Genomic DNA, 13,853 nt, shown 5'->3' on the forward strand with positions numbered 1-13,853 from the left:
GCGACGGGAGGGGTGGGGGGAGACCATGCCGGCCAGTGGTAACGACGTGCGGCCCGGCGGGGGAGCGGGGGCGGCGCGTTCGCCGGGGGGGTCAGAACCCGTGCCGGGCCCCGCCGTCCACGGGCAGCATCACGCCGGTCACGTAGGACGCCGCCGGTGACAGCAGGAACGCCGTCGTGCGGCCGAACTCCTCCGGCGTCCCGAGCCGCCCGAGGGGAATCCCGCGCGCGTCCGGCGTCGCCCCGCCGTGCAGCTCGCGGATGCGGTCCGTGTCGATCCTGCCCGGCAGGACGCCGAAGACGCGGATGCCCCGGGGGCCGAGTTCGCTCGCGAGGGACTTCGCGACGCCCGCGAGGGCGGGGCGCAGCCCGTTGGAGAGGGTCAGCCCGGGGATCGGCTCGTGCACCGAGGAGGAGAGCACGAACCCGATCGCGCCGCCCTCGCCCAGCTCGGCGGCCGCCGTGCGCGCGAGGCGTACCGCGCCGAGGAAGACCGACTCGAAGGAGGCGCGCCATCGCTCGTCGTCCAGCTCGCCGAGGAAACCGGGCGGCGGCCCGCCGACACTCACGAGGAGCCCGTCGAAGCGCCCGAAGCGCTCGCGGGCGGTCGCCACGAGCCGCCCGGCGAGCGCGGGGTCCGCGTTGTCCCCGCCGACCCCCACCGCTCCCGCGCCCAGGCGCGCGGCGGCGGCGTCCGCGCCCTCCTGCTCCCTGCCCGTCACGACGACCTTCGCGCCCTCGGCGACCAGGGCCCCGGCGGTGGCGTGGCCCAGACCACGCGTCGCCCCGGTGACCACGAACACCCGGTCCTTCAGTCCAAGATCCATGCGGTCATTGTTCACCGGGCCCCGCTCGCGCGCGGCGGCGGGTTCAGCCCGCGTCGCCGTGTGCCGCGTCGTCGTGCGTCGCGTCCCCGCGCCCCGTGTCCCCGGTTGCCGCGCTCCCGGAGCCCGCGCTCCCGGAGCCCGCGCTCCGCGGTCCCGCGCTCCCGCCGCGTCCCGCGAGCCCGAGCGCCGTGCCGACGAGGCCGATGTGGCTGAACGCCTGCGGGAAGTTGCCGAGGTGCCTGCCCGTGCGCACGTCGTACTCCTCGGCGAGCAGCCCCACGTCGTTCGTGTAGGAGACGAGCTGCTCGAAGAGGGCCCTCGCCTCCCGCGTCCGCCCGGCGAGGTGCAGCGCGTCGGCGAGCCAGAAGGAGCACACGAGGAAGGCGCCCTCCTCGCCCGGCAGCCCGTCCACCTCGCTCCCGCCGGGGCTGTAGCGCAGCAACAGGCCGCCGTCCGCGCCCAGCTCCTCCCGTACCGCGTCGATGGTGCCGAGGACGCGCGGGTCGTCGGGCGGCAGGAAGCCCACGCGCGGGATGAGCAGGAGCGCCGCGTCGAGTCCCTGCGAGCCGTAGGACTGGGTGAAGGTGTTCCGGACGGGGTCGTAGCCCTTCTCGCACACCTCCGCGTGGATCGCGTCCCGCATCCGCCGCCAGCGGACCACGTCCCCGCCGAGCTGCGGTTCCGCCTCCATCGCCCGCACGGTGCGGTCGGCCGCGACCCACGCCATGACCTTGGAGTGCACGAACTGGCGGCGCGGGCCGCGCACCTCCCACAGGCCCTCGTCGGGCTCCCGCCACGCCTTCTCCAGGTACTCCATCAGTTTCAGCTGGAGCTGCCAGACGTGGTGCTCGGTGCGCAGGCCCGCCCGGTCGGCGAGGAAGAGGGAGTCGATGACCTCGCCGTAGACGTCGAGCTGGAGCTGGTGCGCGGCGTCGTTGCCGACGCGCACGGGCGCGGCGCCCTCGTAGCCGCCGAGCCAGGGCACCTCGAACTCGGGGATGCGCCGCTCGCCGCCGAGCCCGTACATGATCTGGAGCGTCGAGGGGTCGCCCGCGACGGCGCGCAGCAGCCAGTCGCGCCAGGCGCGGGCCTCGTCCAGGTACCCGGCGGAGATCATCGCGCCGAGCGCGAGCGTCGAGTCGCGCAGCCAGCAGTAGCGGTAGTCCCAGTTGCGCACGCCGCCCGGGGTCTCGGGCAGCGAGGTCGTGGGCGCGGCGACGATCCCGCCGGTGGGCGCGTAGGTGAGGGCCTTGAGCGTGATGAGGGAGCGGACCACGAGGTCGCGGTAGGGGCCCTCGTACGCGCACTTGGCGACCCAGGCGCGCCAGTCGGCGAGGCTCTCCTCCAGGGCCTCGTACGGGTCCACGAGCCGCGGGTGCCTCTTGTGCGAGGGGTACCAGGTGAGGACGAAGGCGACCTTCTCGCCCGCCTTGAGCGCGAACTCGGCGTGGGTGCTGAACTTCTCGCCCCAGCTCGGCACTTCGGGCTCGCTGCGCAGCCACACCGCGTCCGGGCCCGCGACGGCCACGCGGTGCCCGTCCACCTTGCGCATCCACGGCACGATCGAGCCGTAGTCGAAGCGCAGCCGCAGCGTCGAGTGCATCGTGACCTCGCCCTCCAGGCACTCCACGATCCGCACGACGTCGGGCGCCTTGTCGCGCTGTGGCATGAAGTCGGTGACGCGGACCGTGCCCTCCGGCGTCTCCCACACCGAGTCGAGGACGAGCGAGTCGGCCCGGTAGGCGCGGTGGGAGCAGTCGCCCGCGCCCTTCGGCGCGAGGAGCCAGTGCCCGTTCTCGTGCGAGCCGACGAGCGCGGCGAAGCAGGCCGCGGAGTCGAAGCGGGGCAGGCACAGCCAGTCCATCGAACCGTCGCGCCCGATGAGGGCGGCGGTCTGGTGGTCGCCGATGAGGGCGTAGTTCTCGATACGTTGGGCCACGGGAAGCGGCTTCCCCGCCACCCGGGCGCCCAATCGAACGCACGCCCAAAAGGCCGCACGTCACACCGGGTCGGCAAGGGCCACGGGCGGGTCCGCACCCCGGGCGGGTCCGCACCCCGGGCGGGCCGCCCGCATCGCGGCACCGGCCTCGTCCGCGGCCCGGTGCTCAGACCCCGGCGGGCTCCGGCTCGGCCGTCGCGGCCTCGGCCGCCTCGCGGGCCGCCGTCTCGCGGTCGCGCCGCTCGCGCCGGACGAGAATCCACCAGCCGACCGGGACGGCCGCCGAGAACATCCACCACTGCACCGCGTACGCCATGTGCGGGCCGATCCCGCTGTGGTCGGGCTCGGCGAGGAGCTGCGGCGTGCGCCCCGAGGGCTTCGGGCCGGTCTGCTCGATGTAGCCGCCGAGCACCTGCCGGTGCAGCCGGGCGCTCTCCTGGTCGCTGTCGATCAGCATGACCTGGCGCGGTGGCAGGCCCCGCAGGTTCTTGATCCCGCTCGCCGCGCTCGTCTCGTCGGCCTTGAGCCGCCCGGTGACGGTGACCTCACCGGCGGGCGGCGCGGGGACCTCGGGGAACGCGGTCTGCGCGCCGTTCGCCGGAATCCAGCCCCGGTTGACGAGCAGCACCTTGCCGTCGCGCAGCACCAGCGGGGTCAGCACGTGGAAGCCGATCGAGCCGTCGTCGTTGGTGCGGCGGCGGACGACGACCTCGTGCGCGGTGTCGAAGCGGCCCACTCCCGTGACACGGCGCCACACGTCGGCGGCGGGCACCGCGTGGCCGGGCGAGGTCAGCTCCTCGGCGGGCACGGGCGGCGCCTCGACCGCCGCCGTGATCCGCTCGTTCTGCGCGACCTTGTGCTCGTGACGGTGGAGCTGCCAGAAACCCAGCTCGATCATCACGGGGATCAGGACGAGACCGACCAGCGTGATGATCAGCCACTGCCACGACAACAGGAAGCGGTACACCCCATGACGGTACAACTCGCCCGGCCCGTCCCCGGCGGGAGGGGTGGTGTGTCCGGGGGCGCTCGCCGCGGCCCCCGCCTCAGCCCCGTACGCTTCCGGCCGGGGCCACGTCCCGCAGCAGCTGCCCGAAGGCCGCCTCGTCCACCACCGGTGTGCCGTACTGCCGGGCGCGGACCGTCTTCGAGGTGCCCGAGTCCGGGTCGTTGGTGACGAGCAGGCTCGTGAGCCGCGAGATGCTGCCCGCGACGTGCAGCCCCGCCTCCGTCGCCCGGTCCTCAAGCAGCTCGCGCTCCGTGGACGTGTCGCCCGAGAAGGCGACCCGCATCCCCTGCACGAGGGGCCGCCCGTCCTCCCAGCGGCCCGGGTTCGGGTACGGGCACGGGGGCCGCTTGCGCGAGGGGCGCCAGTTCCCCGCCGCCGGGCGGGAGCCGTACTGCCCCCCGTACTGGCGGCCGATGACCGGCCGGGCCGGGCTGTCGGACCACTCGGTGAGCGGCCGGCACTCCAGGAGCGGCAGCCGGACGTTGCCGAGCGCGGCGGCCCGCAGGCTCGGCCGGAACGCCTCGGCGAGGACCCGCGCGTCGTCCAGCGCGTGGTGCGCGCGGCGCTGCTCGACGCCGAAGTGCGCGGCGAGCGTCTCCAGCTTGTGGTTGGGCAGCGGGAGCGCCAGCTCCTTGGCGAGCGCGATCGTGCACAGCCTGCGCCGTACCGGGGCCGTGATCCCCGCCCGCGCGTACTCGCGCGCGAGCATCGACCAGTCGAAGACGGCGTTGTGCGCGACGAGGACCCGGCCGTCGAGCCGCCGGGACAGCTCCCCGGCGATCTCCGGGAAGAGCGGCGCGCCCTCCAGGACCTCGCTCGTGAGCCCGTGTATCCACACCGGGCCGGGATCGCGCTCCGGGTTGACCAGCGTGTACCAGTGGTCCTCGACCTCGCCGCGCGCGTCCACGCGGTACACGGCGGCGGAGACGATCCGGTCGTCGCGGGCCAGACCGGTCGTCTCCACGTCGACCACCGCGTACCCCTCCGGGTACGCGGACGGCCAGGAGGTGTCGGTCGTGCGGTCTTCGAGCATGGTCACTGAGGATACGGGGCCGGTCCGACAGCGTCCGCGCCCCGGCCCGGGACCCGTACGGAATCGGGCGCGATGTCCGGATTGCGGGCCGCGGCGTGCCGGACGCCCGTTCGCCGGGCGGGGGTACGGGAACTGGCGTGCGGTCAGCACGGTGGGGGGCACGCGGTCAGCGCGGCGGGGCGAGCGGGGCCGGGCCGGCGGGGGCCGCCGGGACACGGGACCGCCGAAAAGCCCGTTCCGTGCCCCGCGAGGTGTGAAGATCACGTAATGACTCAGGGAGAGCGGGAAGGGCGTCACGAGGAGAGCCACGGCGGGGCGCTCGGCACCAGGCTCAACTGGCTGCGCGCCGCCGTGCTCGGCGCCAACGACGGCGTCGTCTCGACCGCGGGGCTCGTCGTGGGTGTCGCGGGCGCGAGCGCGGGCCGGGGCGCGCTCCTGACCGCCGGGCTCGCCGGGCTGCTCGCCGGGTCGATGTCGATGGCGGCGGGCGAGTACGTCTCGGTGAACACGCAACGCGATGCCGAGAAGGCCGCGCTCGCCGTGGAACGGCGCGAGCTGCGCGAGGACCCGGAGGCCGAACTCGCCGAGCTGGCCCGCCTCCTGGCCGAGCGCGGCCTGAGCGAGGACGTCGCGCGCGAGGCCGCCGAACAGCTCACCGCGCGCGACGCGCTGCGCGCCCACGCCGACGTCGAACTCGGCATCGACCCCGACGCGCTCACCAACCCCTGGCACGCCGCCTGGGCGAGCTTCCTCGCCTTCACGGCCGGGGCGCTGCTCCCGCTCCTGGCGATCGTGCTGCCGCCCACGAGCGCCCGCCTCCCGGTGACCGTCTGCTCCGTCCTCGCGGCCCTCGTCCTCACCGGCTGGACCAGTGCCCGCCTCGGCGGCGCCCCGCCGCGCCGCGCGGTCCTGCGCAACGTGGCGGGCGGCGCGGCGGCGATGGCGATCACGTACGCCGTGGGGGTGCTGCTGGGGGCGGCGGGGGCGTAGAGAAGGGTGGCCGCCGGTTTCCGGGCCGCAGTCACCCGCGCCCTCGCGCGCCGCCTCCCCGTCCCCGGCACCCCGGCCGTCTCGCCCCCGGCCGTTTCACCCCTGCCGCCTCACCACCACCGCGCGTCGTCCGTCCCGCTCGGCACCGAGGGCCGTGCCCAGTCCGCCGGGCCGCCCTCGTAGGAGAAGGCCGGGAGGGCGTACCGCAAGCGGCCCCAGTCGCTGTCGCGCTCGGCCGTGTGCTCCTCGGGCGGCGGCGGCACCTCGGCGGGCGCGGGGGAGCGGGGACCGCTCAGGAGCCAGGCGACGGTACGGGCCAGGGCCAGGCGGACGAGGCGGGTCCCGCCCGTGCGGGTCTGCCCGGTCAGGGCGCGCAGGACCCCGGCGGCCAGGAGGTAGCCCGTGCCGTGGTCGAGCGCCTGCGCGGGCAGCGTGCCCGGGCGGCCCTCGCGGTTCGCCTCGACGGCCGCGATGCCGGTGGCCGCCTGCACGAGGCTGTCGAAGCCGCGCCGCTGCCCCCAGGGGCCCGAGCGCCCCCACGCCGAGACCTGCGCGAGGACGAGCCCGGGCCGCCGCGCGGCGAGCCCGTCGGGCGTGAGCCCGCACCGCTCCAGCGCCCCGGGCCGGTACCCGGTCACGACGACATCCGCCTCGGCGAGCAGCTCCTCGAAGCGCCGCAGCCCCCCGCACTCGCGCAGGTCGAGGAGCGCGCTGCGCTTGCCGAGGCCCGTATCGGCCTGCTGGGCGGCGAGTTCGGGCATTCCCGGGGGATCGATCCGGAGCACGTCCGCGCCGAGCAGCGCGAGCGTCCGGGTCGCGACGGGGCCCGCGAGGACCCGCGTGAGGTCGAGGACGCGCACCCCGGCCAGCGGCAGCCCGCCGCCCGGCGTCCCGAACACGCGCCGGGGCGCGTCGTCGATGCGGCCCGCGCTCACGAGCGGCAGCGCCTCCAGCACCTTCGCCTGCGGCCCGGCCCGCCACTCCCCGGGCGCCCGCAGCGCCACGGCGAGACCCCCGGCCGCGTACACGGCCTCCTCGGTCTCGCGCGCCGCGCGCCGCCGCAGCACGGCGGCGACATCCTCGGGCCCGGCCGCCGCGCCGAGGCCCAGCGCGCCGAGCAGCCGCGCGCGGTGGTGCGGGTAGTTGGCGTGGGTGCGGACCCAGCCGTCCGCCGTGCGCCAGAACCGCGACAGCGGCGCGAAGCTCTCGGGCGCGTCGCCCGCGACGCGCGACAGGCGCTCGCTCGCGAAGGCGGCGGCCACGGCCCGGTCGTTCAGCCGTACCCGGGGCACGGGCCCGCCGTCCCGTACGGAGACGAGTTCGGCGGCGGCGAGCCCGCAGGCTCCCGCGCACGCGGCGGCGAGTTCGCGGACCGGCAGGCGCGCCGCGAGCACGCCGGGGTCCTGTTGACGGGTGACACGGGTGAGCAGAGCGGGATCGCCACTCAGTGCCACCCAGGCGGCGGCGAGGCCGGGCGAGGCGGGAGAATCCATGGTGCCACTATGGCACTGAGTGTCAGAGGCGGGAAGGTGTGGCGGCAGCCGGGGCGGGGCGGCCTCCGCGGGCCGCCCCACCCCCGTATCGTTTTCCGCTACTTCACCGCCTTGAGCGCGTTCGTCAGCCCCTCGCCGTAGAAGCCGTTCTTCTTCGTGCCGCCCTCGCACACCGCGTCGGTCTCCCCGTCGCCGTCGATGTCGTACGGCGTCCCGCAGGCCGTGTCGTCGGCGCCCGCGTACAGCAGCGCCTTGACGAGCGCGGCGGGGGCGTGGGGGTGGCGGGACTTGATGAGCGCGGCGACGCCCGCGACGTGCGGGGACGCCATCGACGTACCGGCCATGTAGCCGTAGCCGCCGCCGGGCAGGGTGCCGAGGATCAGGCCGCTCGTCGCGGGCGGCGCCGGGGTCTGGTAGACCGTCGAGTCGCCGCCGGGCGCCGCGATGTCGATCTGCCCGTCGCCGTAGTTCGAGAACGAGGACTTGAGGCCCTTCGCGCCCGTCGAGGCGACGGTGACGACACCGGGGAGCTGGGTCGGGATGTCGAAGCACTTGCTGGTGTCCACGACGCGGTCACCGGGCGTCGAGTCGTTCGGGCTCGACGGGTCGGTGATCCTGTCGCTCGCGAGGTCGTAGTTCTCGTTCCCGGCCGCCGCGACGTTGACCGTGCCCTTGAACTCCGCGTACCGCGTCGCCCGCGTGAGCGCCTCGACCAGGGCCTTCTGGTCCGGGTCGTTGACGCAGTTGAAGTACCACGGGTCCGTGTAATAGCTGTTGTTGGTGACGTCCACGCCGTGATCGGCCGCCCACATGAAGCCGCACACGACGGCCTCGGTGTAGAAGAAGCCGTCGCTCGTGGAGACCTTGATGCCCGCGACCTTCACGCCCGGCGCGACCCCGCTCATGCCGACGCCGTTCTTCGCCGCGGCGATCTCCCCGGCCACGTGCGTGCCGTGCGGGCTCTCGCCCGAGCCCGGCCGCCAGGCCCCCTCGCTGGTGTCCGGCTTGCCCTTCACGCAGTTGACGGAGGCGCCCCGGTCGAAGTTGGCCGCGAGGTCCGGGTGCGTATCGTCCACGCCCGTGTCGATGACGCCGACCGTCACCTTGTCGCTGCCGAGGTACTTCTCGTGCGCCTTGTCCGCCTTGATCGCGGCCAGGTCCCACTGGAGCCCTTCGAGGGGGTCCTTGTCCGCGGCCTTGGCGTTGCTCCGCGCGGCGGCGGCGAGGTCCGCCGCGGAGAGCTCGATGGGGCTGCCCGTGTCCGTGGTCGACTGGGCGGGCAGCGGAGCCGTACGCGTCGCCCCCGCGCTCTGCACCCCGAGCGTCCTCCGGATCGCGGGCGCGAAGCCCGTCCGGTCGGAGTGCGCGACGATCACGCCGATCTTGTCGTACGCGTACACGACCTCGCCGCCCGCTCTGCGCACCGCCTCGCGGTAGAAGGACGAACCGGCGAGCCCGGGCAGCACGTTGACGACATAACTCGTCGGGGTGCCCACCTCGCTCACGGTCGGGGTACTCGGGGCGGCGGCCGTCGCCGCCGTGGCGGGCACCACGGCGAGAGCGGTGGCGAGGCCGAGCCCCACGGGTATCGCGAGGGCGCGGCGGGAACGGACGAAGAGCACCGGCATGGGGTCTCCAGTTCGGGTACGAGGCGTCTGCGCTGAGGTGGTACGGGCCGTGCGGTGTGCCAAATGCCGTACGCGGCGGGCCCGATGGGCGGGCCGGTACGGAGCGACGGAGCGGGCCGAGCGGTGACGCACCGGGGCGGAGGGGCGACGGGCCAATCCGGCGACTGCGTTCGGACAAGCGCGTGAGCCTCGGCAGAGTGAAGCTATTCCCCTCACTCGTGCTCGGCAATCTTTTCCCAAAATCAGGTGCCCCGAAAATTACGTCGCGTTGAACCGGGTCGCGAGCGCCGCCGTGCCGTTGTGCAGGGGGCGGCAGCACCACCCCCCGCCCATCCGTTGCCCAGAGAGCTTCATGTCCCCTTCCTCACCCTTGTCCCCCTCACCCGCCCCCGCATCGCGAGGAGATTCCGTGGCCACCGAGACGCCCGAGCCGCACACCGGCTCGCCGCGCGGTGCCGGCGCACCCTCGACGGAGCAGTTCGTGGAGGTGCAGGAGAGCGCGGAGTTCGGAGAACTCCGGCGCGCGCACCGCTCCTTCGCCTTCCCGCTCACCGTCGCCTTCGTGCTCTGGTACCTGCTCTACGTCCTGCTGTCGAACTACGCCGGTGACTTCATGGGCACCAAGGTCGTCGGCAACATCAACATGGCCCTGGTCCTGGGCCTCGGCCAGTTCCTCACCACCTTCCTCATCGCCTGGTGGTACTCCCGCCACGCCGCCCGCAAGCTCGACCCCCGGGCCCGTGCGATCAAGTCCCGTCTGGAGGGCCAGGAATGAGCCAGCCGCTCAGCCTCGCGACCGGTCTGCCCCTCGCCGCAGAGGGCGCCGGCGAGCACCGCCCGCTGATCATCACGCTCTTCGCGATCTTCGTCGTCGCGACCCTCGTCATCACCGTCTGGGCCGGCCGCCAGACCCGCGACGCCGCCGACTTCTACGCGGGCGGACGCCAGTTCTCCGGCTTCCAGAACGGCCTCGCCGTCTCCGGCGACTACATGTCCGCCGCGTCCTTCCTCGGCATCGCCGGGGCCATCGCGCTCTTCGGCTACGACGGCTTCCTCTACTCCATCGGCTTCCTCGTCGCCTGGCTCGTCGCCCTCCTGCTGGTCGCCGAACCGCTCCGCAACTCCGGCCGCTACACGATGGGCGACGTCCTCGCCTACCGGATGCGCCAGCGCCCCGTCCGCACCGCCGCCGGGGCCTCCACGATCGTCGTGTCGATCTTCTACCTGCTCGCCCAGATGGCCGGGGCGGGCGTCCTCGTCTCGCTGCTCCTCGGCATCACGAGCGACGGCGGGAAGGTCGCGATCGTCGCCCTCGTCGGCGTCCTGATGATCGTCTACGTGACCATCGGCGGCATGAAGGGGACCACCTGGGTGCAGATGGTCAAGGCCGTGCTGCTCATCATCGGCACCGTCCTCATCACCGTGCTCATCCTGTGGAAGTTCCACTTCAACGTCTCCGAACTCCTCGGCAGGGCCGCCGACAACAGCGGCAAGGGCTCGGCCTTCCTGGAGCCGGGACTCAAGTACGGGGCGACCGCGACCTCGAAGCTCGACTTCCTCTCGCTCGGCATCGCCCTCGTCCTCGGCACCGCCGGGCTCCCGCACATCCTGATCCGGTTCTACACCGTGCCCACCGCCAAGGCCGCGCGGAAGTCCGTCAACTGGGCGATCGGCATCATCGGCGTCTTCTACCTCATGACGATCATCCTCGGCTTCGGCGCCGCCGCGCTCCTCAAGCCGAAGGAGATCACCGACTCCAACCCCGCCGGGAACACCGCGGCCCCGCTCGCCGCGCTGGAGATCGGCGGCGGCTCGGGCTCGACGGGCGGCGCGATCCTCCTCGCCGTCATCTCCGCCGTCGCCTTCGCGACGATCCTCGCCGTCGTCGCCGGGCTCACCCTCGCCTCGTCCTCGTCCTTCGCGCACGACATCTACGCGAACGTCATCCGCAAGGGCAAGGCGACCGACAAGGAGGAGGTCCGCGCCGCCCGCTGGGCCACCGTCGCCATCGGCGTCGTCTCGATCGGCCTCGGCGCCCTCGCCCGCGACCTCAACGTGGCCGGGCTCGTCGCCCTCGCCTTCGCGGTCGCCGCCTCCGCGAACCTCCCGACGATCCTCTACAGCCTCTTCTGGAAGCGCTTCACGACGCAGGGCGCCCTGTGGTCGATCTACGGCGGCCTCGCCTCCTCGGTCCTCCTCGTGCTCTTCTCGCCGGTCGTCTCCTCCAAGCCCAGCTCGATGTTCCCCGACGTCGACTTCGCCTGGTTCCCGCTGGAGAACCCGGGGCTCATCTCCATCCCGCTCGGCTTCCTCCTCGGCATCCTCGGCACCTTCCTCTCCAAGGAGGAGCCGGACAAGGGCAAGTACGCGGAACTGGAGGTGCGTTCCCTCACCGGCACGGGCGCGCACTGACCCTCGTACGGGACCGCACCGCCGCCGCGGCCCGGACCCGCCGAGGCCGCGCCGTCCCCCGCCCCCACCGGGCGACGGCGCGGCCTTCGCCGTCCACCGCCCCGGCCGGGCCGCCCGGGCCCCCGGGCACGGCCGGAACGCCCGCCGCGCCCGTCACGTACGCTCGAAGCCCGACCGCGTACGAAAGGGAGGCGGGCCCCGTGCTCCTCGACACCCACGGCAGGACCGCCACCGACCTGCGCGTCTCCCTCACCGACCGGTGCAATCTGCGCTGCGCGTACTGTATGCCCGAGGAAGGGCTCCAGTGGCTCGGCAAACCCGAGCTGCTCACCGACGAGGAGATCGTCCGCCTCGTCGGCCTGGCCGTGACCCGCCTCGGCATCACCGACGTCCGCTTCACCGGCGGCGAGCCCCTCCTGCGCCGCGGCCTCGTGGACCTCGTACGGCGCTGCGCCGCGCTCGCGCCGCGCCCCCGGCTCTCCCTCACCACCAACGCCATCGGCCTGGCCCGCACCGCCCGCGCGCTCGCGGACGCGGGACTCGACCGCGTCAACGTCTCGCTCGACACCCTCGACGCCGACGTCTTCCACCGCCTCACCCGCCGCGACCGCCACCACGACGTCCTCGCCGGACTCGCCGCCGCCCGCGAGGCGGGGCTCACCCCCGTCAAGGTCAACACCGTCCTCATGCCCGGACTCAACGCGGACGAGGCCCCCGCCCTCCTCGCCTGGGCCCTCGCCGAGGGCTACGAACTGCGTTTCATCGAGCAGATGCCGCTCGACGCGCAGCAGGGCTGGAAGCGCGCCGGGATGATCACCGCGGACGACATCCTGACCTCCCTGCGCACCCGCTACACCCTCACCCCCGAGCCCGGCGCGGAGCGCGGCTCGGCACCCGCCGAACGCTGGCTGGTGGACGGCGGCCCGGGCCGGGTCGGCGTCATCGGCTCCGTCACCCGCCCCTTCTGCGCCGCCTGCGACCGCACCCGCCTCACCGCCGACGGCCAGATCCGCACATGCCTCTTCGCGACCGAGGAGACGGACCTGCGCGCCCTGCTCCGCTCGGGCGCCGACGACGAGACGCTCGCCGAGCGGTGGCGCACGGCGATGTGGGGCAAGAAAGCGGGCTCGGGCCTCGACGACCTGTCGTCCTTCCTCCAGCCGAGCAGGCCGATGTCGGCGATCGGCGGCTGAGCCGGACGCCGGGCCCCCGGCCCCTCAGGCGTCCTCGCCCGCCTGCCACGTCGCGAGCGGCACGACGTCCTTCAAGAAGCCCCGCACCCCGAGGAACTGCCCCAGCGTCTCCCGGTGCTCCCCGCAGGCCAGCCACGTCTTGCGCCGCTCCGGCGTGTGCAGCTTCGGGTTGTTCCAGGCGAGCACCCACGCGGCGGCGGCGCGGCAGCCCTTGGCGGAACAGATGAGCGTGGAGTCCTCGGACATGACAGGGAGTGCTTTCGGTACGGGATCGGGAGAGAGGAGAGGCCGGCGGAAGGCCCGGAAAAGGCGACGCCGAGCAGCCACGGGGGGAGCTGCCCGGCGTCGGTCCATCGCTCCGACGGGGGATGCGGAGCGCGCTGAAAGTATGGCACGAGCCGCCTGCCAGGGTGCAGCCGAACGCCGTGATTGGCGCGGAATCCCCCCTGCCGTCCGCCCCCGCGAGCGGGGCCGTTCAGGCCCGCTGGTCGTGCGGCCCGGCGGGCGGCCGGTGGACCGTGCCCTCCAGCGGTGGGCCCTCCAGGGACGGCCGCTGCGGCGGCGGCACGCGGGTGTCGGGGAGCGAGGGGACGTTCTCCCGGCCGGCGTTGGCGATGACGACGGCGACGTACGGGAGGAAGACGCCCAGCACGAGCGCCACGATCGCCACGTACCGCTCCACGTTCCACAGCAGCATCGCCGCGATGACGGCGGCGGTGCGCACCAGCATCGAGATGACGTACCGCCGTTGCCGGCCGCGCACGTCGTCCTGGAGTCCCGCGCGGGCCCCGGTGATCCGGAAGACCTCTTGCTCCGACCGCTTCGGCGCCACGTTCCACCATCCCTCGACGAACCCGTCTCACCGTACGCCGCGCGGCCCGCGCCGACGAGGCCGGGGCCGCCGCGCGGGGCGCCCCGCGCCGTATGGACCGCTCCGGCGTGCGGCGTACGGCGGCAGGGCCGATGCTGGAGGACGGCATCCGCCGCGCGGCGGACGACAGCGGTCGAGGGAGTGCACATGGGCTGGATCTGGGCGATCATCGTCGGCTTCGTTCTTGGCTTCATCGCCAAGCTCGTCCTGCCCGGCAAGCAGCACAGCCCGCTGTGGCTCGTCGTCGCGATGGGCACCATCGGCGGACTGGTCGGCAACGCCATCGCCTCCGCCTTCGGCGTCCGCTACACCCACGGCATCGACTGGAGCCGCCACGTCTTCCAGCTCGTCGCCGCGGTCGTCCTCGTCGCGGTGGGGGAGTCGGTGTACAAGGCCGTGAAGGGCAACCGGGTCGGACGTTGATCACAGGCCCTTCCGTACGACGACGGGGCCGCCCGC

Annotated in this window: 13 protein-coding genes; 5 read left to right on the top strand and 8 right to left on the bottom strand. The window is 74.0% G+C overall.

The window, feature by feature from the left end; translation table 11 throughout:
• Window positions 1–91: 91 nt before the first annotated feature.
• The 4 genes from SSBG_RS24055 to SSBG_RS24070 all read right to left on the bottom strand — a co-directional run bounded on the left by SSBG_RS24055 (window position 92) and on the right by SSBG_RS24070 (window position 4,807).
• The gene (locus SSBG_RS24055) at window positions 92–826 is read right to left on the bottom strand and encodes an SDR family oxidoreductase (RefSeq protein WP_037870517.1); all 735 of its coding nucleotides are present in this window, start codon (window positions 824–826) and stop codon (window positions 92–94) included.
• A gap of 43 nt (window positions 827–869) precedes the next feature.
• The gene (locus tag SSBG_RS24060; protein ID WP_008748673.1) at window positions 870–2,765 is read right to left on the bottom strand and encodes a glycoside hydrolase family 15 protein; all 1,896 of its coding nucleotides are present in this window, start codon (window positions 2,763–2,765) and stop codon (window positions 870–872) included.
• A gap of 166 nt (window positions 2,766–2,931) precedes the next feature.
• Window positions 2,932–3,732, bottom strand: a complete 801-nt coding sequence (locus SSBG_RS24065) for an SURF1 family protein (RefSeq protein WP_008748674.1) — start codon at window positions 3,730–3,732, stop codon at window positions 2,932–2,934.
• Between the two features lie 79 nt (window positions 3,733–3,811).
• A complete protein-coding gene (locus SSBG_RS24070) occupies window positions 3,812–4,807 on the bottom strand; it encodes a DEDDh family exonuclease (protein ID WP_008748675.1) in 996 nt (331 codons plus the stop codon).
• Between the two features lie 267 nt (window positions 4,808–5,074).
• Between SSBG_RS24070 and SSBG_RS24075 the strand changes: the two genes are divergently transcribed.
• Window positions 5,075–5,797, top strand: a complete 723-nt coding sequence (locus tag SSBG_RS24075) for a VIT1/CCC1 transporter family protein (protein ID WP_008748676.1) — start codon at window positions 5,075–5,077, stop codon at window positions 5,795–5,797.
• A gap of 110 nt (window positions 5,798–5,907) precedes the next feature.
• Here SSBG_RS24075 and SSBG_RS24080 read toward each other — a convergent pair whose 3' ends face one another.
• Both SSBG_RS24080 and SSBG_RS24085 read right to left on the bottom strand, forming a co-directional pair.
• Window positions 5,908–7,290: a CoA transferase gene (locus SSBG_RS24080; RefSeq protein ID WP_037870519.1), complete on the bottom strand. Its 1,383-nt coding sequence runs from the start codon at window positions 7,288–7,290 to the stop codon at window positions 5,908–5,910.
• Between the two features lie 98 nt (window positions 7,291–7,388).
• Window positions 7,389–8,918, bottom strand: coding sequence for a S8 family peptidase (locus SSBG_RS24085; RefSeq protein ID WP_008748678.1), 1,530 nt, complete (start codon window positions 8,916–8,918; stop codon window positions 7,389–7,391).
• Between the two features lie 409 nt (window positions 8,919–9,327).
• Here SSBG_RS24085 and SSBG_RS24090 point away from each other — a divergent pair, with 409 nt between their 5' ends.
• From SSBG_RS24090 to moaA, 3 genes are all read left to right on the top strand, one after another.
• A complete protein-coding gene (locus SSBG_RS24090) occupies window positions 9,328–9,693 on the top strand; it encodes a DUF485 domain-containing protein (protein ID WP_008748679.1) in 366 nt (121 codons plus the stop codon).
• Window positions 9,690–11,330, top strand: a complete 1,641-nt coding sequence (locus tag SSBG_RS24095; RefSeq protein ID WP_008748680.1) for a solute symporter family protein — start codon at window positions 9,690–9,692, stop codon at window positions 11,328–11,330. Before SSBG_RS24090 ends, SSBG_RS24095 begins: the two co-directional genes overlap by 4 nt.
• Before the next feature lie 200 nt (window positions 11,331–11,530).
• Window positions 11,531–12,523 (top strand): GTP 3',8-cyclase MoaA, encoded by a 993-nt coding sequence (gene moaA, locus SSBG_RS24100; RefSeq protein WP_037870521.1) that lies wholly within the window; start codon window positions 11,531–11,533, stop codon window positions 12,521–12,523.
• A gap of 24 nt (window positions 12,524–12,547) precedes the next feature.
• Here moaA and SSBG_RS24105 read toward each other — a convergent pair whose 3' ends face one another.
• Both SSBG_RS24105 and SSBG_RS24110 read right to left on the bottom strand, forming a co-directional pair.
• Window positions 12,548–12,769, bottom strand: a complete 222-nt coding sequence (locus tag SSBG_RS24105; protein ID WP_008748682.1) for a hypothetical protein — start codon at window positions 12,767–12,769, stop codon at window positions 12,548–12,550.
• 229 nt (window positions 12,770–12,998) lie between these two features.
• Window positions 12,999–13,355 (bottom strand): DUF3099 domain-containing protein, encoded by a 357-nt coding sequence (locus SSBG_RS24110; RefSeq protein ID WP_008748683.1) that lies wholly within the window; start codon window positions 13,353–13,355, stop codon window positions 12,999–13,001.
• 186 nt (window positions 13,356–13,541) lie between these two features.
• On the opposite strand from SSBG_RS24110, the gene SSBG_RS24115 reads away from it, so the two are divergent.
• Complete coding sequence (locus SSBG_RS24115) at window positions 13,542–13,817, top strand: GlsB/YeaQ/YmgE family stress response membrane protein (RefSeq protein WP_037870523.1); 276 nt, start codon at window positions 13,542–13,544, stop codon at window positions 13,815–13,817.
• The last annotated feature ends 36 nt before the right edge of the window (window positions 13,818–13,853 follow it).

Origin of the sequence: Streptomyces sp. SPB074 (genome assembly GCF_000154905.1) — a bacterium.
Classification (GTDB): Bacteria; Actinomycetota; Actinomycetes; order Streptomycetales; family Streptomycetaceae; genus Streptomyces.

Bases quoted from the DNA above. Each gene is read 5' to 3' on its own strand.
- SSBG_RS24055 (WP_037870517.1), bottom strand. From the start codon at position 826: ATGGATCTTGGACTGAAGGACCGGGTGTTCGTGGTCACCGGGGCGACG.
- SSBG_RS24080 (WP_037870519.1), bottom strand. From the start codon at position 7,290: ATGGATTCTCCCGCCTCGCCCGGCCTCGCCGCCGCCTGGGTGGCACTG.
- SSBG_RS24070 (WP_008748675.1), bottom strand. From the start codon at position 4,807: ATGCTCGAAGACCGCACGACCGACACCTCCTGGCCGTCCGCGTACCCG.
- SSBG_RS24105 (WP_008748682.1), bottom strand. From the start codon at position 12,769: ATGTCCGAGGACTCCACGCTCATCTGTTCCGCCAAGGGCTGCCGCGCC.
- SSBG_RS24075 (WP_008748676.1), top strand. From the start codon at position 5,075: ATGACTCAGGGAGAGCGGGAAGGGCGTCACGAGGAGAGCCACGGCGGG.
- SSBG_RS24095 (WP_008748680.1), top strand. From the start codon at position 9,690: ATGAGCCAGCCGCTCAGCCTCGCGACCGGTCTGCCCCTCGCCGCAGAG.
- SSBG_RS24085 (WP_008748678.1), bottom strand. From the start codon at position 8,918: ATGCCGGTGCTCTTCGTCCGTTCCCGCCGCGCCCTCGCGATACCCGTG.
- SSBG_RS24115 (WP_037870523.1), top strand. From the start codon at position 13,542: ATGGGCTGGATCTGGGCGATCATCGTCGGCTTCGTTCTTGGCTTCATC.